This window comes from Kocuria sp. CCUG 69068, assembly GCF_020833785.1.
Classification (GTDB): Bacteria; Actinomycetota; Actinomycetes; order Actinomycetales; family Micrococcaceae; genus Kocuria; species Kocuria rosea.
On sequence record NZ_PDDL01000254.1, the window covers coordinates 1 to 936 of the forward strand.

Sequence of the window (936 nt, forward strand, 5' to 3'; positions counted from 1 at the left end):
GGGCCGGCGTCCGGAGGTCGCCCGGTCCTGCTCGGCGGCCCCGACCCGGCCGTGCAGCTCGAGCACCTCGGTCCCGCGGCAGGTCTCCCGCAGCCGCCGGGCGACCTGGTCGACCTCCCACGCCCCGGGGACGAACACGAGCGCGTCCGTGGCGCCGTCCCGGGCCAGGGCCCGCGCGTGGGCGTCGGCCGCGGTCCGGGCGACGTGGTCGAGGAACGGGCGGGTGACCCCGCGCTCGTCGGTGCGCCGCCCGGGGGCCGGGCCCCACCGGACCGTGAGCGGGTGGAGGGCGGCCGGGCAGTCGACCACGGGGGCCGGGACGCCCTCGCCCAGCAGCCCGGCGAAGCGCGGGGCGTCGAGGGTCGCGGACATCGCGACGAGCACCAGGTCCTCGCGCAGCTGCCGGACCTCGGCCAGCATGCCGACGAGCAGGTCGGACTCGAGACCGCGCTCGTGGACCTCGTCGAGGACCACGGCGCCCACCCCGGGCAGCCCGGGGTCCTGCAGCAGGTGGCGCAGGAGCACGCCGGGCGTGACGAACTCGACGAGGGTGCCGGCCCCGGTGCGCCGGTCGCCGCGCACCGTGTGGCCCACGAGCGCGCCCACCCGGGTCCCGGCCAGGTGCGCCAGCCGCCGGGCCGCCGTGCGGGCGGCGACCCGGCGGGGCTGGGTGACGACCACCCGGCCGGGCCCGGGACCCGTGGCGCGCTCGTGCAGCAGGTCGGCGACCAGCGGGGGCACCAGGGTGGTCTTGCCGGTGCCGGGCGGGGCCTGCACCACGGCGACGCCGCCGGCGAGGGCCGCGCGGAGCTCGCCGAGCACCCCGGCGACCGGCAGGCCGGCGCCGATCCGGGCGAGGTCGAAGGGGACGGGGCTCATCGTCCCAGTCTCCCACCGCCGAGGGGGCCGGCCGCGGCGGACGGCGGCCGCCGCCCC

1 protein-coding gene is annotated in these 936 nt (G+C 80.9%); it reads right to left on the reverse strand.

The window, feature by feature from the left end:
- Positions 1 to 879, reverse strand: an 879-nt coding sequence (locus CRM73_RS19385; RefSeq protein WP_229588821.1) for a DEAD/DEAH box helicase, incomplete at its 3' end; no start/stop codon positions are given.
- Positions 880 to 936: the final 57 nt, after the last annotated feature.